15 protein-coding genes are annotated in these 18,886 nt (G+C 75.0%); 9 read left to right on the top strand and 6 right to left on the bottom strand.

All coding sequences use genetic code 11. From position 1 onward, the window contains the following. Positions 1-55: 55 nt before the first annotated feature. Entirely contained in the window at positions 56-466 is a 411-nt protein-coding gene (locus ABGB16_RS03475; RefSeq protein WP_347666490.1) for a DUF5319 domain-containing protein, read from the bottom strand. 370 nt (positions 467-836) lie between these two features. On the opposite strand from ABGB16_RS03475, the gene guaB reads away from it, so the two are divergent. From guaB to ABGB16_RS03455, 4 genes are all read left to right on the top strand, one after another. Further along, the gene (guaB, locus tag ABGB16_RS03470; RefSeq protein ID WP_347666593.1) at positions 837-2,327 is read left to right on the top strand and encodes an IMP dehydrogenase; all 1,491 of its coding nucleotides are present in this window, start codon (positions 837-839) and stop codon (positions 2,325-2,327) included. 31 nt (positions 2,328-2,358) lie between these two features. After that, a complete protein-coding gene (locus ABGB16_RS03465; protein WP_347666489.1) occupies positions 2,359-3,477 on the top strand; it encodes a GuaB3 family IMP dehydrogenase-related protein in 1,119 nt (372 codons plus the stop codon). A gap of 113 nt (positions 3,478-3,590) precedes the next feature. Then, positions 3,591-4,955 (top strand): M1 family metallopeptidase, encoded by a 1,365-nt coding sequence (locus ABGB16_RS03460; RefSeq protein WP_347666592.1) that lies wholly within the window; start codon positions 3,591-3,593, stop codon positions 4,953-4,955. 200 nt (positions 4,956-5,155) lie between these two features. Continuing rightward, complete coding sequence (locus ABGB16_RS03455) at positions 5,156-6,613, top strand: M1 family metallopeptidase (protein ID WP_347666488.1); 1,458 nt, start codon at positions 5,156-5,158, stop codon at positions 6,611-6,613. Between the two features lie 9 nt (positions 6,614-6,622). Here the strand turns inward: ABGB16_RS03455 and ABGB16_RS03450 are convergent, their stop codons facing one another. Further along, on the bottom strand, positions 6,623-7,768 hold the full coding sequence (locus ABGB16_RS03450; protein WP_347666487.1) for an LCP family protein: 1,146 nt from the start codon (positions 7,766-7,768) through the stop codon (positions 6,623-6,625). 132 nt (positions 7,769-7,900) lie between these two features. Here ABGB16_RS03450 and ABGB16_RS03445 point away from each other — a divergent pair, with 132 nt between their 5' ends. Together ABGB16_RS03445 and guaA are read left to right on the top strand one after the other, a co-directional pair. After that, positions 7,901-9,595 carry a GMC family oxidoreductase gene (locus ABGB16_RS03445; protein ID WP_347666486.1) on the top strand — a complete coding sequence of 565 codons (1,695 nt, stop codon included), beginning with the start codon at positions 7,901-7,903 and terminating at the stop codon, positions 9,593-9,595. A 121-nt stretch (positions 9,596-9,716) separates the two neighbouring features. Then, on the top strand, positions 9,717-11,273 hold the full coding sequence (gene guaA / locus ABGB16_RS03440) for a glutamine-hydrolyzing GMP synthase (RefSeq protein WP_347666485.1): 1,557 nt from the start codon (positions 9,717-9,719) through the stop codon (positions 11,271-11,273). A 16-nt stretch (positions 11,274-11,289) separates the two neighbouring features. Here the strand turns inward: guaA and ABGB16_RS03435 are convergent, their stop codons facing one another. Further along, complete coding sequence (locus ABGB16_RS03435; RefSeq protein ID WP_347666484.1) at positions 11,290-11,706, bottom strand: PspC domain-containing protein; 417 nt, start codon at positions 11,704-11,706, stop codon at positions 11,290-11,292. 144 nt (positions 11,707-11,850) lie between these two features. Between ABGB16_RS03435 and ABGB16_RS03430 the strand changes: the two genes are divergently transcribed. The 3 genes from ABGB16_RS03430 (at position 11,851) to ABGB16_RS03420 (ending at position 15,229) form a co-directional block, all read left to right on the top strand. Next, positions 11,851-12,798 (top strand): NUDIX domain-containing protein, encoded by a 948-nt coding sequence (locus ABGB16_RS03430; protein ID WP_347666483.1) that lies wholly within the window; start codon positions 11,851-11,853, stop codon positions 12,796-12,798. Positions 12,799-12,931: 133 nt separating this feature from the next. Next, on the top strand, positions 12,932-13,963 hold the full coding sequence (locus ABGB16_RS03425) for an NUDIX domain-containing protein (RefSeq protein ID WP_347666482.1): 1,032 nt from the start codon (positions 12,932-12,934) through the stop codon (positions 13,961-13,963). Between the two features lie 342 nt (positions 13,964-14,305). Next, the gene (locus ABGB16_RS03420) at positions 14,306-15,229 is read left to right on the top strand and encodes a CDP-alcohol phosphatidyltransferase family protein (protein WP_347666591.1); all 924 of its coding nucleotides are present in this window, start codon (positions 14,306-14,308) and stop codon (positions 15,227-15,229) included. 64 nt (positions 15,230-15,293) lie between these two features. Here the strand turns inward: ABGB16_RS03420 and ABGB16_RS03415 are convergent, their stop codons facing one another. The 3 genes from ABGB16_RS03415 to ABGB16_RS03405 all read right to left on the bottom strand — a co-directional run bounded on the left by ABGB16_RS03415 (position 15,294) and on the right by ABGB16_RS03405 (position 18,876). Beyond that, positions 15,294-16,547 (bottom strand): phosphatidylserine decarboxylase, encoded by a 1,254-nt coding sequence (locus ABGB16_RS03415; protein WP_347666481.1) that lies wholly within the window; start codon positions 16,545-16,547, stop codon positions 15,294-15,296. Positions 16,548-16,819: 272 nt separating this feature from the next. Further along, positions 16,820-17,311 (bottom strand): hypothetical protein, encoded by a 492-nt coding sequence (locus ABGB16_RS03410; protein WP_347666480.1) that lies wholly within the window; start codon positions 17,309-17,311, stop codon positions 16,820-16,822. Next, positions 17,308-18,876, bottom strand: coding sequence for a PspC domain-containing protein (locus ABGB16_RS03405; protein ID WP_347666479.1), 1,569 nt, complete (start codon positions 18,874-18,876; stop codon positions 17,308-17,310). Before ABGB16_RS03405 ends, ABGB16_RS03410 begins: the two co-directional genes overlap by 4 nt. Positions 18,877-18,886: the final 10 nt, after the last annotated feature.

Genomic DNA, 18,886 nt, shown 5'->3' with positions numbered 1-18,886 from the left:
ACCGCCGTGTCGCCGACATGGAGTCGATCACGGCCTGGCGCGGCCGGACGCCCGGTCAGGTGCGCGGGTCGGCCTCGTCGTCGGGGCCCTCGCTGAGGGTGTCGTGCACCCCGTCCGCGTAGCCGCGGGCATAGTCCCAGGTGACGTAGTGGTCCGGGTCGGGGTCGTAGGCCGGCTCGTGCACCCGCGGCCGGCCGGAGTTGAGCAGGTGGCGCAGGTTGCCCCGGAGCAGGTCCCAGTCGAAGTAGTGCGGCTCCCGGCAGTCCTCGCACTCGATCACCAGGCCGCGCACCCCGATCGGCGCCAGCAGGGCCTGGTAGATCTCCAGGTCGGCCAGGTCCTCGAGCACGTCCTGCCGCTCGACCTCGGTCAGCGGGTCGAGCGCGGCGTCGTCGTCCGGATCGTGCAGCTCCGCCGCCGGATCGGCCGGGTCGCCGTTGAACGGGTCGATGGGCTCGTCGTGCACCCCCTCACCGTAAACCCCGCGCGCCGTCCCGTCCGCACCCGTCCCCGCCGGTCACCCGCCGCCGAAAGGTCTCCCGTCCCCGCCGGTCACCCCGCGTCGAAGGCCGCCCTGCGACCGTCGTCACGCTGCGTCGTCCGGCGGGCGGCACCGACGAGGGCGGGCGGGCCCGATGGGTACGATTGGGGCGGGCCCGCCGTCACGCCGCGTGGCCGGCGCCCCCGCGCGCCATCCCGCTCGCAGCCCCCGAGACAGCTCAGGAGAGCAAAACGTGGAGAATTCGCCCAGCACCGACTTTCCTGTAGGCGCCGGGGACGGCACGGGACCTGCCGCGGGCGCCGACAACGGCGAGCTGGGCGGCCACCTGCCGGAGTTGCCCGCCGGCTCGGCCCGGGTGGTCCCGCTCGGCCTCACCTTCGACGACGTGCTGCTGCAGCCCGCCGAGTCGGACGTGGTGCCCAGTCGGGTCAACACCCGTACCCGGCTGACCAGAAACATCGAGCTGAACGTGCCGCTGCTGTCCAGCGCGATGGACACGGTCACCGAGGCGCGCATGGCGATCGCCATGGCCCGCCAGGGCGGCATCGGCGTGCTGCACCGCAACCTCTCCGTGGAGGACCAGGCGCTCCAGGTCGACCTGGTCAAGCGCTCCGAGTCCGGCATGATCACCAACCCGGTGACCGCCAGCCCCGACGACACCCTGCGCGAGGTCGACGCGCTCTGCGGCCGCTACCGCATCTCCGGCGTGCCCGTGGTCGACGGCGAGGGCCAGCTGGTCGGCATCGTCACCAACCGGGACATGCGCTTCGTCTCCGACCCGGCCACCCGGGTCCGCGAGATCATGACCCCGACGCCGCTGGTCACCGCGCCGGTCGGGGTGAGCAAGGACGAGGCGCTGGAGCTGCTGCGCCGGCACAAGGTCGAGAAGTTGCCGATCGTCGACGCCACGGGCAAGCTGCGCGGGCTGATCACGGTCAAGGACTTCACCAAGAGCGAGCAGTACCCGAACGCCACCAAGGACTCCGCGGGCCGGCTCCGGGTCGCCGCCGCCGTCGGCGTGGGCGAGGACGCGTACAAGCGCGCCCGGGCCCTCGTCGACGCGGGCGTCGACGTGCTGATCGTGGACACCGCGCACGGCCACCAGCGGGCCGTGCTGGAGATGGTCGCCCGGCTCAAGCGGGACACCGTCGTCGACGTCGTCGGCGGCAACGTGGCCACGTACGCCGGGGCGAGGGCCCTGGTCGAGGCCGGCGCCGACGGCGTGAAGGTCGGGGTGGGGCCGGGTGCGATCTGCACCACCCGGATCGTCGCCGGGGTCGGCGTGCCGCAGATCACCGCGATCATGGAGGCGGCCCGGGCCGCCCGCCCGGCCGGCGTCCCGGTGATCGGTGACGGCGGCATCCAGTACTCGGGCGACATCGCCAAGGCCCTCGTGGCCGGCGCGGACACCGTGATGCTGGGCAGCCTGCTCGCCGGCTGCGAGGAGAGCCCCGGCGAGCTGATCTTCATCAACGGCAAGCAGTACAAGGCGTACCGGGGCATGGGCTCGCTCGGCGCGATGCAGTCCCGGGGCCAGGGCAAGTCGTACTCGAAGGACCGCTACTTCCAGCAGGACGTGCTCGCCGAGGACAAGCTGGTCCCCGAGGGCGTCGAGGGTCAGGTGCCGTACCGGGGCCCGCTCGCCCAGGTCGCCCACCAGCTCACCGGTGGGCTGCGGGCCGCGATGGGGTACGTCGGCGCGGAGAGCATCCCCGAGCTGCACCGCCGCGGCCAGCTCATCCGGATCACCGCGGCCGGGCTCAAGGAGAGCCACCCGCACGACATCCAGATGACCGTCGAGGCGCCCAACTACCACTCCCGCTGACCGTCCCCCACCAAGACAACTGGAGTCCCCCATGCGTGACGTGGTCGAGATCGGGCTGGGCAAGACCGCGCAGCGCGGTTACCACCTGGACGACATCGCCATCGTGCCGAGCCGCCGCACCCGCGACGTCGACGACGTCTCCACCTCCTGGCAGCTGGACGCGTACCCGTTCGGCATCCCGTGCGTGGGGCACCCGTCGGACGCGACGATGAGCCCGCAGTCGGCGATCCGGCTCGGCGAGCTGGGCGGCCTCGGCGTGCTCAACGTCGAGGGCCTGTGGACGCGGTACGAGAACCCGACCAAGGTGCTGGAGGAGTTGGCCGCTCTCGACGAGGACGCCCCCGCCACCCGGCGCCTCCAGCAGGCGTACGCCGAGCCGATCCGCCCGGACCTGATCGCCGAGCGGGTGCGCGAGCTGCGGTCCGGCGGCGGGACCGTGGCCGTCCGGGTCTCCCCGCAGCACACCCTGGCGCTGGCCCCGGTCATCCTCGACGCCGGCGTGGACATCCTGGTCATCCAGGGCACCATCGTCTCGGCCGAGCACGTCTCCACCACCGAGGAGCCGCTGAACCTCAAGGAGTTCATCGCGGACCTCGACCTGCCGGTCATCGTCGGCGGCTGCACCGACTACAAGACGGCGCTGCACCTGATGCGCACCGGGGCGGCCGGCGTGATCGTCGGCATCGGCGGCGACGACTGGTCGACCACGGACTCCGTGCTCGGCATCCGGGTGCCGATGGCCACCGCGATCGCGGACGCCGCCGCCGCCCGCCGGGACTACCTCGACGAGACCGGCGGCCGGTACGTGCACCTGATCGCCGACGGCGACATCAAGACCTCCGGCGACATCGCCAAGGCGCTCGGCTGCGGGGCGGACGCGGTGATGCTCGGCGAGCCGCTGTCGCTGTGCGAGGAGGCCCCGGCCGGCGGCGCCTGGTGGCACTCGGCGGCCAGTCACCCGTCGCTGCCGCGCGGCGCGTTCGAGACGGCCGGCGACCCGCTCGGCTCGATGGAGCAGCTGCTCTTCGGCCCCGCCGACGAGCCGGACGGCCAGCTCAACCTCTTCGGTGGCCTGCGCCGGGCGATGGCCAAGTGCGGCTACCGCGACCTCAAGGAGTTCCAGAAGGTCGGCTTGGTCCTCGACCGCTGACGGCCTGCCCGGTCTGATTCGGCGCGCGGGTGCGGATTCCGGTCCGCGCCCGCGCGCCGCGTTCTAGGCTCGGCGGGGTGAACGGCGGTCGCGGGCGGTGGGGCGGCATCCTGCTGACGCTGGTGCTGCTGGTCACCGGCTGCACCGGGCACGACGACCGGTCCGGGCTGCGCGCCGGGGCGGCCGACGCGGGCGACCCGTACGTACCCGGGTACGGCAACGGCGGGTACGACGTGGCCGGCTACCGGCTGCGGGTGCGCTACGACCCGGCCGACGACCGGCTCACCGGCCACGCCACGGTCACCGCCACGGCGACCGAGGGGCTGTCCCGGTTCAACCTGGACCTCGCCGGTCTGACCGTCTCCTCCGTACGCGTCGACGGCGCCAACGCCCGGCATGCCCGGGACGGCCGCGAGCTGGTCGTCACCCCGGCGCGGGGCCTGCCCCGGGGGGCCCGGTTCACGGTCGACGTGGAGTACGCGGGGGTGCCCCAATCCGTCGCCGAGAGCACGCTGGGCGGCGGCGGGTTCCTGGCCACCGCCGACGGGGCGATCGCCCTCGGCCAGCCTGACTCGGCGGCCACCTGGTTCCCCGTCAACGACCACCCCTCGGACAAGGCCGGCTACGAGGTCGAGGTGACCGTCCCGGATGGGCTCGCCGCGCTGAGCAACGGGGTGCCCCTGGGCCGTACCAGCGGCGGCGGCTGGACGACGTGGCGCTGGGCCGAGCGGGCCCCGATGGCCAGCTACCTGAGTTTCCTGGTGATCGGCGACTACCGGGTCGACACCGGCACCCATGCCGGGAGGCCGATCGTGACCGCCGTGGCGGCGAGCCTGCCGGCCGACGGGCCGGCCGCCGCGTCGGTGGCCCGTACGGGCGAGATCGCCGACTTCCTCGCCGAGCGGTTCGGGCCGTACCCGTTCGAGGCGTACGGCGGGATAGCCGTCGCCGACGAGCGCGTGGGGTACGCGCTGGAGACGCAGTCCCGGCCGGTGTACGGGCCGGGCTTCTTCCGCTCCGGCCGGCCCGACCCGGGGGTGGTCGCGCACGAGCTGGCCCACCAGTGGTTCGGCGACAGCGTCTCGCTGGCCCGGTGGAGCGACATCTGGCTCAACGAGGGTTTCGCGACGTACGCGGAATGGCTCTGGGCCGAGCACGACGGCGGCCCGACCGCGCAGCGCAGCTTCGAGCTGCGGTACGCCGCGACGGACTGGTCGGAGCCGTCGGTGGACCCGGGCCGGGCGGGCATGTTCGGCACGGCCGTCTACCAGCGGGGCGCGCTGGCCGCGCACGCCCTGCGGCGCACCGTCGGCGACGACGCCTTCTTCCGGATCCTGCGCGCCTGGACCGCCGAGCGGCGCGGCGGCACCGCCACGACGGCGGACTTCGTCGCCCTCGCCGAGCGGGTCTGCGGCCGGCGGCTGGGCGCCCTGTTCGACGCCTGGCTCGCCGGCGGCACGGCCCCCGCCCTCCCGTGACCCAGCTCCGAATCGACTCCATGTCGGCGACATGGCGGTGTCCGAGTCGCACGGATACCCCCATGCCGGCGATACGGAGTGGATCAGCCGGCCCGCCCCGGCGTGACGCGGCCGTCGCGCGCGCTCGGTAGGCTGCCGCGGGCGGAACGGGGCGCCGGCCGGGCGGGCCGGGCACCGGGGGCCGGAAGGGGACGACGGGTATGACGCTGAGCCTGCGGGGCGCGCGCCTCGGCACCGGTCTGCTGCTGACCGCCGCGCTCGCGGTGGCCGGCTGCGGATCGACGCCGACCGAGCCGCTACCGGCGGAGAGCGAGCAGCCGACCCGGGTGCGGCAGTTCGAGCCCGGGGCCGCGGGGGTGGGCGACGACTACTTCCCGAAGTACGGCAACGGCGGGTACGACGTGACCCGGTACATCGTGAAGGTCCGCTACGACCCCGCGCGGGACCGGCTCTCCGGCACCACCACCGTGCAGGCGACCGCCACCACCGACCTGTCCTCGTTCAACCTGGACCTGGCCGGGCTGAGCGTGCGCGAGGTGACCGTGGACGGCGCCCCGGCCCGGCACAGCCGCACCGGCGACGAACTGGTGATCACCCCCGCCTCCGGGCTGACCTCCGGCAACGGCTTCACCGCGGAGATCAGCTACGCCGGCGAGCCGGCGCCGCTGCGCAACGAGGCCCTCGGCGAGGGCGGCTTCCGGCACACCTCCGACGGCGCCGTGGCGCTCGGCCAGCCCGAGTCGGCGAGCACCTGGTTCCCGGTCAACGACCACCCCTCCGACAAGGCCGCGTACGACTTCGAGATCACCGTCCCGAAGGGACTGACGGCCGTCAGCAACGGCGTGCCGGTGGGGAACAGCACCAGCGGCGGCTGGACCACCTGGAAGTGGGCCGAGCGGTCGCCGATGGCGAGCTACCTGAGCACCGTGGCGATCGGGGAGTTCCGGGTGACCCGGGGCGAGCACAAGGGGCGGCCGGTGTTCAGCGCGGTCACCACGAAGCTGCCGCAGGGGGCCGCCGACGCCTCGATCGCCCGTACGGTCGAGGTGGCGGACTACCTGGAGGGCGTCTTCGGTCCGTACCCGTTCGACGCGTACGGCGGGGTGGTGGTCTCCGAGCCGGGCATCGGGTACGCGCTGGAGACCCAGAGCCGCCCGGTCTACTCGGCCAACTTCTTCCGTGGAGGCGAGAACACCGGGGTGGTCGCGCACGAGCTGGCCCACCAGTGGTTCGGCAACAGCGTGGCCCTGGCCAGGTGGCAGGACATCTGGCTCAACGAGGGGCTGGCCACGTACGGGGAGTGGCTCTGGGAGGAGCACCGCGGCGGGCGGACCGCGCAGCAGTCGTTCGACGACGCGTACCTCGGCTCGGGCAGCCAGGTGTGGCGGACCCCGCCCGGCAAGCCGGGGCCGGCGAACCTGTTCAGCCAGTCCGTGTACCAGCGCGGCGCGATGACCGTGCACGCCCTGCGCACCACGGTCGGGGACAAGGCGTTCTTCGAGATCCTGCGGAGCTGGGCGGCCGACCGGCGCGACGGCAACGCCACCACGGCCGACTTCGTCGACCTCGCCGAGCAGGTCGCCGGCCGGCAGCTCGCCGCCCTCTTCGACGCCTGGCTGTACGGCACCGAGCAACCACCCCGCCCCGCGCCCCGCTGACCGGCGGCCCTACTTCTTCACCACCAGTTCCGGGTGGTCGGCGAGGTACTCGTCGGCCCGCCCCGCCCTGAGCGCCGTCAGGAACCCCCGGCCGACCCGGGTGAGCTGCTCGCCCCGGTACCCGCCGCCGGAGCCGACCGAGTCGCCGGGCAGGCCGACGAGGACGAGCCGGTCGGCCGGCAGCCCGCCGAGGGCGTACGCGAGGTCGACGACGCGCGGCCCGCCCGCGTATGTCAGGGTGTCGCCGAGCGCGGCGACGACCTGCTCGACCCGCTCCGGCTGCCGGGCCAGGTCCTCGGCCTGGATCCTGCGGAGCAGCGCCCGGATGAGCTGCTGCTGGTGGCGCTGCCGCGTGTAGTCGCCGCCGGGGATGTAACGCTGGCGGGCGTAGTCCAGCGCCTGCCAGCCGTTGAGGTGCCGCTCGCCCTTCTCGTAGACCATCTGCGGCCCGACGTACCCGCCTCCGCCCGGCGCCGGGGCGCGGTGCCGGCCGTCCGGCCGCCGGTGCAGCGAGGGGGTCCGCTGGTCGACGTACAGGTCGATCCCGCCCACGGCGTCCACCAGCTTGTCGAAGCCCTGGAAGGTGACCACCGCGCCGGCGTCGAACCGCAGCCCGGTGTACCCGCTGACGGTGCTGCGCAGCAGCTCGTACCCCTGCGCGGTGCTCGGCTGCCGCCGCTTGCCCGGCACCCGGCTGCCGTAGCTCATCGCGTGGGTGAGCTTGGTCCGCCCGCCCCGGTAGCCCGACTCCGGGTACGCCGGGATGTCGACCAGCAGGTCGCGGGGGAGCGAGAACAGGTACGCCCGGTCCAGCTCCTTCGTCACGTGCGCCACCAGTACGGCGTCGCCGTGCGGTTCCCAGCCGGGCACGCTGACCCGGGTGTCGACCCCGACCAGCAGCAGGTTGAGCGGGCCGGTGATCCCCGCCCCGGGCGGCGGGGTGGGGCTGGGCGTCGGGCTCGGCGTGGGGCTGGGTTCGGCCGCCGAGGGCGTGACGGCGGCGGTGGTGTTGGTCGTCCCCGGCCCACGCTGCGGCCCAACGCCTGCGGCCAGCCGGACGACCACCGTGGCGCCGACCGCCAGCAGTGCGACCGCCGCGAGGACGGCCAGCCCGAGCCGCCACCGCCGGAACGCCTGTCCCGCTTGTCCGACCATGCTCCCCACCCTCCCCGATACCAGGCTCGGCGGTGACGCCGGACTGCCAGACGTCGCACCGGGGCCGGTGGGTGCATGGTCCCGCGAGAACTGTCTATGGCGCGAGTGCTACTCATTGGTAATGATGCGTCCATGCGGTACGACGTGCTCGTCATCGGGTCCGGTTTCGGCGGCAGCGTCACCGCGCTCCGGCTGGCCGAGAAGGGGTACTCGGTCGGCGTGCTGGAGGCCGGGCGGCGCTTCGCCGACGACGAGTTCCCGGAGACGTCGTGGCGGCTGCGGCGGTTCCTGTGGGCGCCGCGGCTCGGCTGCTACGGGCTGCAACGGATCGACCTGCTGCGCGCCGCCGACCGCCGGGCCGGCGGCGGGGTGCTGGTGCTGTCCGGAGCCGGGGTGGGCGGCGGCTCGCTGGTCTACGCGAACACGCTCTACGAGCCCCTCGACGCGTTCTACGCCGACCCCCAGTGGCGGGACGTCACCGACTGGCGGGCCGAGCTGGCCCGGCACTACGACCAGGCGAAGCGGATGCTCGGCGTCACCACGTACCCGGTGCACACCCCGGCGGACCGGGCGATGCGGGCGGTGGCCGAGCGGATGGGGGTCGGGCACACGTTCCACCCCACGCCCGTCGCGGTGCACATCGGCCGGCCGGGGCAGCGGGTCGGCGACCCGTACTTCGGCGGGGCCGGGCCCGACCGGACCGGCTGCACGCACTGCGGCTCGTGCATGACCGGCTGCCGGCACGGGGCGAAGAACACGCTGGTGAAGAACTACCTGTGGCTGGCCGAGCGGCTCGGCGTGGACGTGCACCCGCTGACCACGGTCACCGCCGTGCGCCCCGCGGACGGCGGTGGCTACCGGGTCGAGACCGTCCGCACCGGGGCCTGGCTGCGCCGGCGCCGCCGGGTGTTCCACGCCGACCAGGTGGTCTTCGCCGCCGGGGCGCTGGGCACCCAGCGGCTGCTGCACCGGATGCGGGCCGCCGGCGCGCTGCCCCACCTGTCGCCCCGGCTCGGCGAGCTGACCCGGACGAACTCCGAGGCGATCCTCGGGGCGTCCGTCACGCGGCGGCGTGCCCGCGCCGAGGGAATGGACTTCACCGAGGGGGTGGCGATCACCAGTTCGTTCCACCCGGACCCGCAGACCCACGTCGAGCCGGTGCGCTACGGCCGGGGCTCCAACGCCATGGGGCTGCTCCAGTCCCTGCTGGTCGACGGCGGCCCGCACCGGGTTCGCCGCTGGGTGGCCACGCTGCTGCGGCAGCCCGGGGTGGCCGCCCGGATGCTGACCGTGCGCGACTGGTCGCGGCGCACGGTCGTCGCCCTGGTCATGCAGTCGGCGGACAACTCGCTGACCACGCGCTGGCGGCGCGGCCTGTTCGGCCGGCGGCTGGCCGCCGCCCCGGGCCACGGCGCGCCCAACCCGACCTGGATCCCCGCCGGCAACCAGGCCGCCCGCCTGCTGGCCGAGGAGATCGGCGGCATTCCCGGCGGCTCGCTCACCGAGCCGTTCGACATCCCGATGACCGCGCACATCCTCGGCGGCGCGGTGATCGGCGTCACCCCGGGCGACGGGGTGATCGACCCGTACCACCGGCTCCACGGGCACCCCGGGCTGCACGTGGTGGACGGGGCGGCCGTCTCGGCCAACCTCGGGGTGAACCCGTCGCTCACCATCACCGCGCAGGCCGAGCGGGCGATGTCGTTCTGGCCCAACAGGGGCGAGCCCGACCCCCGGCCGCCGCTCGGCCAGCCGTACCGCCGCCTCGACCCGGTCCCGCCGGCCCGCCCGGCCGTCCCGGCGGACGCCCCCGCCGCCCTTCGGTGAGGAAGGGCCCCCTGTTAACGCAGAAGGTAGAGAAGCTCTCACGGGGCGCGCGCGGCGGCCGGCGCCGGAAGGGGGCAGCCGCCGCCCGGAGGCGAGGTGACTGTGGGTAGGCTTTCTGCACATGAGCACGCCGCGCCCCGTCCTCGTCGTGGACTTCGGAGCCCAGTACGCCCAGCTCATCGCGCGCCGGGTGCGCGAGGCGAGGGTCTACTCGGAGATCGTCCCGCACTCGATGCCCGTCGCCGAGATGCTGGCGAAGAACCCGGCCGCGATCATCCTCTCCGGCGGCCCGGCCAGCGTCTACGCCCCGGGCGCCCCGCAGGTCGACGCCGGGATGTTCACCGCGGGCGTGCCGGTCTTCGGCATCTGCTACGGCTTCCAGGCGATGGCCCAGGCGCTCGGCGGCACGGTCGCCCGCACCGGTAACCGTGAGTACGGCGGCACCCCGCTGCGCCCCCGTCTGCTCGACCCGGGTGTGCTGCTCCGCGACCTTCCGGCGGATCTGCCGGTCTGGATGAGCCACGGCGACTGCGTCACCGAGGCGCCCGCCGGCTTCACCGTCACCGCGGAGTCGGCCGGCGCCCCGGTCGCCGCGTTCGAGGATCTGGCGGGCCGCCGGGCCGGGGTGCAGTTCCATCCCGAGGTCGGGCACACCGCGCACGGGCAGGAGATGCTCACCCGGTTCCTGTACGACATCGCCGGCATCGAGCCGACCTGGACGCCCGAGAACATCATCGACGAGCAGGTGGCCCGCATCCGCGAGCAGGTGGGCGACAAGGAGGTCATCTGCGGCCTGAGCGGCGGGGTGGACTCCGCGGTCGCCGCCGCGCTGGTGCACAAGGCGGTGGGGGACCAGCTCACCTGCGTCTTCGTCGACCACGGCCTGCTGCGGGCCGGCGAGGCCGAGCAGGTGGAGAAGGACTACGTCGCCGCCACCGGCATCAAGCTCAAGGTGGTCGACGCGCAGGAGCGCTTCCTCGGCGCCCTGGCCGGGGTCACCGACCCGGAGCAGAAGCGCAAGATCATCGGCCGGGAGTTCATCCGGGTCTTCGAGGCCGCCGCCCGGGAGATCGCCTCGCACGGCGACGTCGAGTTCCTGGTGCAGGGCACCCTCTACCCGGACGTGGTGGAGTCCGGCGGCGGCACCGGCACCGCCAACATCAAGAGCCACCACAACGTCGGCGGCCTGCCCGAGGACCTGAAGTTCGCCCTGGTCGAGCCGCTGCGCACGCTGTTCAAGGACGAGGTCCGCACGCTCGGCCTGGAGCTGGGCCTGCCCGAGGCGATGGTCTGGCGGCACCCGTTCCCGGGCCCCGGCCTGGCTATCCGGATCATCGGCGCGGTCGATCGGGAGCGGCTCGACGTGCTCCGCAAGGCCGACCTGATCGCCCGGGACGAGTTGAGCGCCGCCGGCCTGGACCGGGGCGTCTGGCAGTTCCCGGTGGTGCTCCTGGCGGACGTACGCAGCGTGGGCGTGCAGGGCGACGGGCGCACCTACGGCCACCCGGTGGTGCTGCGCCCGGTCTCCAGCGAGGACGCGATGACCGCCGACTGGTCCCGGCTGCCGTACGAGGTGGTGGCCAGGATCTCCACCCGGATCACCAACGAGGTGGCCGAGGTGAACCGGGTGGTCCTGGACGTCACCAGCAAGCCGCCGGGCACCATCGAGTGGGAGTGACGCCGCCCCGACCGCCTCAACCGGCGGTCGGCGGCACCGACCCGGAGGCGGGCGCGGTCGGCGGTACCGGCGCGGCGAGCGGCGTGGTGGGCGCCTCGGAGCCGGCGTTGCGCGGCGGGGCCGGCGTCGTCGGCGCGGCCGACGGGTGGGCCGGCTGCGGGGCGTAACCCGTGGGCTGCGTCGCGGGGCCCGCCGGGTGCGGCCAGGCCGGGGCGCCGGCCGGCTCCTCCGGCATCAGGAACCACATGATCGGGTACGCGAGCGCGGCGAGCCCGCCGGTGACCAGCGTCGCGACGGCGAAGAGCACCCGGACCAGGGTGGGATCGACGGCGAAGTAGCGGCCGAGGCCGCTGGCCACCCCCGCGACCATCCGGTCGGTGGTGGGGCGACGGAGCTGCTTGTACGGGGCCTGGTGGCTCTGGGTCGAGGTCATGACTCCACGCTCCGCGCGCGGCGCCGGCACGTCCTCGGTGACCGCCCGGATCCCTACCCTGATCGACCCCTGATGATCCAGCATTGGGTCAGGAATCTGACACTTTTCGATGGAGGAAACGGCCGCGGGGGAGAATTTTCTCCCGTGACCACCATGCTGGAGCCGCTCCGCAGGATCGCGGCATACGCAGTTTGTGCTGATTCGGCCGGCCGAGTGTTGTTGGTACGCGCGTCGGGGCGCTCCGGCACCCCGGGCACGTGGTCGCTGCCCGGCGGGGCCGTCGACCACGGCGAGGACCCGAACCACACCGTCGTCCGGGAGACCGCCGCCGAGACGGGGCTCTCGGTGGCCGTCTCCGGCCTGGACGACGTGCTGGCCGACATGCGGGCGCTGCCGGAGCGGGGCATCACCATCCACACCGACCGGCTGATCTACAAGGTCTCGGTGCGCGGCGGCACGCTGGTCGACCGGGTCGACCGCCCGACCGACCTGGCCCGTTGGTTCACCCTGGCGGAGGCCCGCGAGCTGCCGCTGCGCTCGTTCACCGCGCGGGCCCTCGGGCTGCCCGCCTCGTCGGCCGACGTGGTGCCCGACGAGGTGCCCGAGTTCCCCTCGTTCTACGCGGTCCCCGGCCCGGACGGGCTGCACCGGGCCCAGCGCTTCGCCGCGTACGCGGTGGCCACCGACCCGGATGGGCGGGTGCTGCTCACCCGGGTCGCCGACGGGTACCCGGGCGCGGGCCGCTGGCACCTGCCCGGCGGCGGCACCGACTACGGGGAGCAGCCGGGCGCGGCGCTGATCCGGGAACTGGTCGAGGAGACCGGCCAGCGGGGTCGCCTGGTCGAGCTGCTGGGCGTGGCCAGCCACCGGGACGCCGCTTCGCTCGGTCCGGAGGGCTACCCGATCGACTGGCACGGCGTACGCGCCTTCTACCGGGTGGTGGTCGACCAGCCCGCCCCGCCGACCGTGTCGGACGTCGGCGGCTCCACCTGCGAGGCCCGCTGGTTCGCCCGCGAGGAGCTGGGCGCCCTGCCCACCGACCGCCTCACGGAGGTCACAGCGGAGGCCGTCCAGGCCGCCCGCCTCACCTGACTGCCGCGCCCCGACTCGCGGCACCCGCCCCGATCCCGCCTTCGTCGATCATGAGGTTGACGGCACGATACGCCGACTCCGGTGCCGCTAACCTCATGATCGACGGGGTGTGCGGGCGGAAAAGAGGGTGCGGGTGGAGCAGCGGCGGCGGGTCGGGGCGTACGGGATCTGCCGGGACGGCGCCGGGCGGGTGCTGCTCGTGCGGGAGTCGGCCCGGGCCGACTTCCCGGGGGTGTGGCGGCTGCCCGGCAGCGGCCTGGCGCACGCGGAGCACCCGGAGGCCGGCGTGGTGCGGGGGTTCGCCGAGGAGACCGGGCGCGCCGTCACGGTGACCGGCCTGGTCGCCGCCGTCGCGGACGTCATCTCGTTGCCCCAGGAGGGCGTCTCGCTGCACACCGACCGGATCGTCTTCACCGTCGCGCCAACCGACGCCAGCCTGCCCGACGAGGCCGGCCGCGCCGGCAGCGGCGAGGCCGGCGGCCTGCTCCCCGGCGGGTTTGGCGACCCGCTCCGCGGCCGGGCTGGCGACCCGCTCGGCGACCGGGCTGGCGACCCGCTCGGCGACCGGGCCGGCGGTGCCGACCTGGCGCGCTGGGCGACTCCCGAGGAGGCCGCCGCACTGCCGCTCCTGCCGTTCACCGCCGAGGCCCTGGGGTTGCCGGTCGTCCCGGTGCGGCCCGCCGCGCCCCGCGCCGTCCCCCGCGCGCCGCTGCCGCCGTCCCCGGCCGACCGGCGGGTGCGCTTCGCGGCGTACGGGCTGGTCACCGACCCGGTCGGGCGGGTGCTGCTCACGAAGATCGCGGAGGGCTACCCGGGCGCCGGGCTGTGGCACCTGCCCGGCGGCGGCACCGACCACGGCGAGCAGCCGGCGGCCGGCCTGCTCCGCGAGCTGGTCGAGGAGGGCGGCCAGCTCGGCCGGGTGTTGGAGCTGATCGCCGTACACAATCTGCGCAATCCGGCCGCGCTGGGGCCGGAGGGCCGGCCGCTGGACTGGCACGGGGTCCGGGTGATCTACCGGGTGCGGGTGGACGAGCCGACCGAGGCCCGGGTCACCGAGCTGGCCGGCGGTTCGACGGCCGACGCCGCCTGGTTCACTCCCGAACAGCTCGGCGGGCTGCGGGTGACCGAGGTCGTCGCGCTGGCAACCGGACGTCGGGCCGGATAGCGGGCGCGGGTTCGGCCGGCACCGGTCCGCTCCGGTACGCTGGGGACGGGGTTGATGGAGAAACGGGCGATGAGGCCCGAGATGGGAATGAAGAGGCGGTTCGCGCGGTTGACGGAGACGTAAGGCCGCCGGCAGCTATCGCCAAGCCCCACCCCCCTGTGCAATGGTGTACTCCGCTTGAACGGCTGCCGGGCCAGCAGCGGTCCGGCACGAGACAGCCGGACGCCCGCCCCCGAGGCGGCCAGCCGATCCGGTGATGGAGGAAACGTGCCGAGAGCCCCATGGCGCCGGCGTCGTACGACTGACAGTCCGCGCCCCGCAGGGCGTCGCTGGGCGGGCCGGCTGCGCCGCAGCAGCACGTTCGCCCGCCAGGTGCTGCTTGTCCGGGTGGGACGCCGGGACGGCGTCGCCGCCCCGGCCGCCGACCTGGCCTCGCCCGAGCACCGCTACCTCGACCGGCAGCGTCGCCGGTACGGCCTCGACCGGTACGAGCGCACCGACGTCGAGGCGATCGTGCCGGTCAGCCCGGCCCTCGCCCCCAGTTCGGCGGTCGACGACGACTCGTCCTCGATGGCGATCCCGCTGCTGCCCGGCGAGCGCACCGCGGCCCGCCGGGCGAAGTTCGCCCTGGTCAACGCCTGCACCCTGGCCAGCCTGATGCTCGGCATCAACGCGATCTTCGTGGCCATGCGGGGCGACGTGCGGCTCGGCGCGTTCCTCCTGATCGCCTGCGTGGCGTTCGACGGGCTCGACGGGGCGCTCGCCCGCAAGCTCGGGGTCGCCAGCCCGTTCGGCGCCCAGATGGACTCGTTGGCCGACATGTGCTCGTTCGGCCTCGCCGCCCCGGTGGTGGTGTACGCCTCGCTTGCCGGGTCGGCCCCGCCCGCCGCCGCCGCGGTCGCCGCCGCGCTGGTCGCCGCCTGCGCCGCGATCCGGCTCGCCCGGTTCAACGTCTCGCCGAAGGACGGCCGCTTCTTCTGCGGCGTGCCGACCACCATGGCCGCGGCCGTGCTGGCCCTGACGGTCGCGCTCGGGCTGCCGCTGCCGGGCATGGTGCAGATCGCCGGGGTGGCGCTGCTGGCGTTCGCCATGGTCAGCAGCTTCCCGTACGCCAAGCTGGCCCGGCTGGTGAAGCTGCCGCCGTGGCTGTGGCTGGCTCCGGTGATCGGCGCGCTCGTCGACATCCGGCTCACCTTCGCCCTGGTCGTGGTGGGATACCTGGTCAGCGGTCCGCTGCTGTGGCTGCACCAGCGCCGCACCGCCTGACCGGCCCGACGAAGCAGAAGGGGCGCCGCTGAGAGCAGCGGCGCCCCTTCTTCGTGTGTTGCGCTCAGCGCCAGCGGGCGATGACGGTGGCGCCGCCGACGACCTTGTCACCCGGCCCGACCAGCGGCTCGGCCGCGTCCGCCGGCAGGTAGACGTCGGTACGCGAGCCGAACCGGATCAGCCCGAAGCGCTCGCCCTTGGCCAGCAGCGCGCCGATGGGGGCACGCTGCACGATCCGCCGGGCGATCAGCCCGGTACGCTGCGCGACGACGACCGTCCCGTGCTCGGTGTCGAGCACCGTGTACGCCGCCACGTTGTGCTCGGCGTCCGGCTTCATCGCGTTGACGAACCCGCCGTCGGCGACGAAGTAGTCCACCACCTTGCCCGCCACCGGGGACCGGTTGACGTGCACGTCCAGCACCGACAGGAAGACGGCGACCCGCAGCCACTCGCCGTCGCCGAAGCGCTCGTCGTGCAGCCGCTGCACCGACAGCACCTGCCCGTCGGCGGCGGCCACCACGGCCGACGGGTCCTCCGGCACGTCCCGCTCCGGGTCCCGGAAGAACGCGGCCACGGGGGCGGCGGCCAGCGCCGGGAGTAGCCAGAGCCGGGACTTCGGTCGGGCGACCCGGGCCAGCGCGGCCAGGCCGAGGGCGATCCCCGCCGCGGCCACGCCGTTGGAGTCGATGTGCATGCTCCGGGTCAGCGGGACGCTGGACGGGCGGTACGCGGGGGCGAGCCGGGCCGCCAGCGCCGGGCTGGCCGGGGTGAACCGCAGCCGGTGCACCCGCACCGGCGGGGTGTTGCGCAGCACCAGGTCGGAGCCGACGCCGTGCAGTGCCGCCTGCCGCTCCAGTTCGGCGGAGGCGCCGGCGGTGCGGCCGGGGGTCGCGGGCGCGGCCACGCTCAGCACCGCGCCGTCGGCAAGGTACTTGCCCAGACCGTCGATGGTCGTCCGGGTCTCGTCGACGGTGCCGGTGAGCGCCTCGGCGGCGATCACCACCTCGGCGGTGTCGGCCTCGGCGAGGGAGTCCACCACCCGTACCCGGTCGGCGACCCAGCGGCCCTGGGCCGTCACGTGCTCGCGCAGCGCGGCCGGCCCGGCCGTCGCGGCGGGCACGACGGTGAGGGTGTCGCTGGGCAGTAGGGCGTCGATCGCCGCGGCCAGCACCGCGGACTCCGGGGCCGCACCGACCAGCAGTGCGGGCTTGGGGTCGTTGCGCCGGGCCAACTCGCTGACGAGGGTTCGGGCGGCGCGCTCGCCGATGCGGACCGGACCGGGCCGGCCGGCGGCGGGCACGGCGGGGGACTGGGTCATGTCGGACGGGCTCCTGACGGGTAGAGACGACATACGCGGCGGGACCGCCACAGCAACCTGGTCGGCCGGACCGCGGACGAGGCCCGCGACCCGGCGGCTCGGCCACGGGCGAGGCGCGGCGACCCGGCGGTTCGCCGCGGACGAGGCCCGGCGGCGCGGGCCGGCCGGCGGAGGCGAGAACCCCACCGGCCAGCATATGCGTCCCCCGCCGCCGGTCGCACCGCCACGGGTCGTCCCGCCACGGATCGTCCCGCCGAGTCGCCCCGCCGTGGTCAGCCGTCCGCCCGGTCCGGCCCGGCCGCCGCCCGCCCACCGGGCGCGGACGGGTCGGCGTCGAGCGGGTCCGTCGGGGACCAGCGCGCCGGCCCGTACCCGTCGTCCGCCGGGCGGTCCTCGACGGCGGTCGTCCCGGCGTCGGCGGCCGCGGTGGTCGGCCACTCGTCGGCGGGCGCCGGGCCGGCGCCGGTCACGGGCGCGCCGCCCTGCCCCGTGAGGGCGGCGTCCACGTCCCGCGTACCCGGCACGGCATTCGTCGCCGGAGCGTCGGTCGCGTCCGGCCCTGCGGCGGTCCGCCGGTCACCTCGGCCTGCACGCAGCGCCCCGACGAGGCCCAGCATGCCGATCAGGATCAGCCCGCCGGCCAGGAACCAGCCGACCGGCGGCAGGGCCAGGCCGAGCAGTTGGGCGGACAGCCACCAGGCGGCCAGGCCGAGGAAGAGCAGGGCGAAGACGAGCGAGACGAGATCGGTGCGGTGCGCCTTCACCGGGCCACCTCCAGGTTGCCGGCGTTGACGTGGATGTAGAGCCGCAGCTTTCCTCCGCCGGGGCCGTCCAGACCGAGGTCGACGCTCTCCCGGAGCCGGCCGTCCAGCTCGCTCGACCGCTTGCCGAAGACCGTGGCGTCCCCGGCGTTCACGTCGGCGATCGTGGTCACGTCGACGTTCGGCGGCACCACCACCGTCGCCTCCCCGAAGCTGATCGCGACGGTGACGCTGGTCTCCCGCTTGTCGAAGTCGATCGCGCGCAGGTCGAGGACGGCGTTGCCGAAGTTGTTCTCGTAGCGGTCGGCGAGGTCGCGGTGGTCGGTGGGCGCCCAGGTCACGTCCCCGCCCACGCCCCGGATCCGGTCGTAGGACTCGGCCACGGTCGCCACGCCGAGTGCCGCCGCGGTGACCAGCCCGAGCGCGATCAGCCACCGGGCCCGGCCGAACCACGCCCCGACGAGCAGGCCGAGGCCGATGGTGGCCAGGGCCGCCGCGAAGTACGCCGCCGCCCCGACGTGGATGACGTCCAGCAGGTCGAGGATGCCGACCACGCCCAACGCCAGGAAGATCAGCGAGAACGTCACGGCGCCCAGCGGGGAGCGTTCCCGGGGCCGCTTCGGCGGCTTCGCCGGTGCGGGCGGCGGAGGGGCCGGCTGCGGCCTCGTGGCGTACGGGCCGTGCGGGGCGAACGGGGGCCGGTATCCGGCCGGCGAGGAGGGCGGGTAGGCCCCCACCGGCCCGCCGACCGGGGGGAGGGTACCGGTCGACGGGCCCGCCGCCGGCGCGGGCGGCCAGGGTGGCAGTTCGACGGTCGGCTCGGCCGGGGGCCGGGCCGGTGGGGCCGGCCAGCTCACCGGCGGCATCGGGCCCGGCGGGGTGGCCGGCGGCACGCCTGGGCCGGGGACGGGCCCCGGGTGGGTCTGGGCGGCCCGCGCGGCCGCGCCCTGGTCGCGGTTGAGCAGCAGCGCGCCGCCGACCAGGATGGCCGCGCCGAGCAGCACGGCCCGGAAGGCGTCCGTGACGATGTACCCGAAGCTCACCGCGACGAGGATGCTCAGCACGATCACGGTCACCGGCGACATGCTGGAGCGCCCGCGGCCGAGCATCGACTCGACCGGGGAGGCGGTGTCGCCCTCACCCGGGATGATCAGCCAGGCCGTGACGTACACGAGGATGCCGATGCCGCCGAAGAAGCCGAGCACGGCCAGCAGCACCCGCCAGAGCACCGGGTCGGTGTTCGTGGCGCGGCCGATCGCCGCGCAGACGCCGGCCAGGTAGCGGCCGTCGCGGGGCCGGACCAGCCCGTACCGGGAGGTGAACGCCGATCCGCCGGGGGGCGGCGGGGCCGCGTACCCACCGGCTGGCGGCGCGGTCCCGCCGGAGCCTGCGCCGGTGGGCGCTCCCGGGCCGGCGGGCGCCTCGGGGCCGGCAGACGTCGGGCCGAAGGTGGTCGGCGCGGTCCAGTCGGCGGGTGTGGTGGGCGGCGGTCCGGCCGGCGGGGGCGGCGGCGGTCCGCCCGGTTGGGCCGCCCCGGGGCGGGGCGACGGGGCAGCTTCCTCGGTCATGCCTCGATCC

The organism is Micromonospora sp. B11E3 (genome assembly GCF_039871625.1).
In the GTDB taxonomy this organism is placed as follows: Bacteria; Actinomycetota; Actinomycetes; order Mycobacteriales; family Micromonosporaceae; genus Micromonospora.
The sequence above is the reverse complement of the archived record's forward strand: the minus strand, read 5'-3'. Positions and strand labels throughout refer to the sequence as shown.

What these genes read in the sequence shown, in the direction of transcription:
- ABGB16_RS03465 (WP_347666489.1), top strand. Translation starts at nt 2,359, where the DNA reads ATGCGTGACGTGGTCGAGATCGGGCTGGGCAAGACCGCGCAGCGCGGT.
- ABGB16_RS03445 (WP_347666486.1), top strand. Translation starts at nt 7,901, where the DNA reads ATGCGGTACGACGTGCTCGTCATCGGGTCCGGTTTCGGCGGCAGCGTC.
- ABGB16_RS03405 (WP_347666479.1), bottom strand. Translation starts at nt 18,876, where the DNA reads ATGACCGAGGAAGCTGCCCCGTCGCCCCGCCCCGGGGCGGCCCAACCG.
- ABGB16_RS03450 (WP_347666487.1), bottom strand. Translation starts at nt 7,768, where the DNA reads ATGGTCGGACAAGCGGGACAGGCGTTCCGGCGGTGGCGGCTCGGGCTG.
- ABGB16_RS03415 (WP_347666481.1), bottom strand. Translation starts at nt 16,547, where the DNA reads ATGACCCAGTCCCCCGCCGTGCCCGCCGCCGGCCGGCCCGGTCCGGTC.
- ABGB16_RS03455 (WP_347666488.1), top strand. Translation starts at nt 5,156, where the DNA reads ATGACGCTGAGCCTGCGGGGCGCGCGCCTCGGCACCGGTCTGCTGCTG.
- guaA (WP_347666485.1), top strand. Translation starts at nt 9,717, where the DNA reads ATGAGCACGCCGCGCCCCGTCCTCGTCGTGGACTTCGGAGCCCAGTAC.
- ABGB16_RS03435 (WP_347666484.1), bottom strand. Translation starts at nt 11,706, where the DNA reads ATGACCTCGACCCAGAGCCACCAGGCCCCGTACAAGCAGCTCCGTCGC.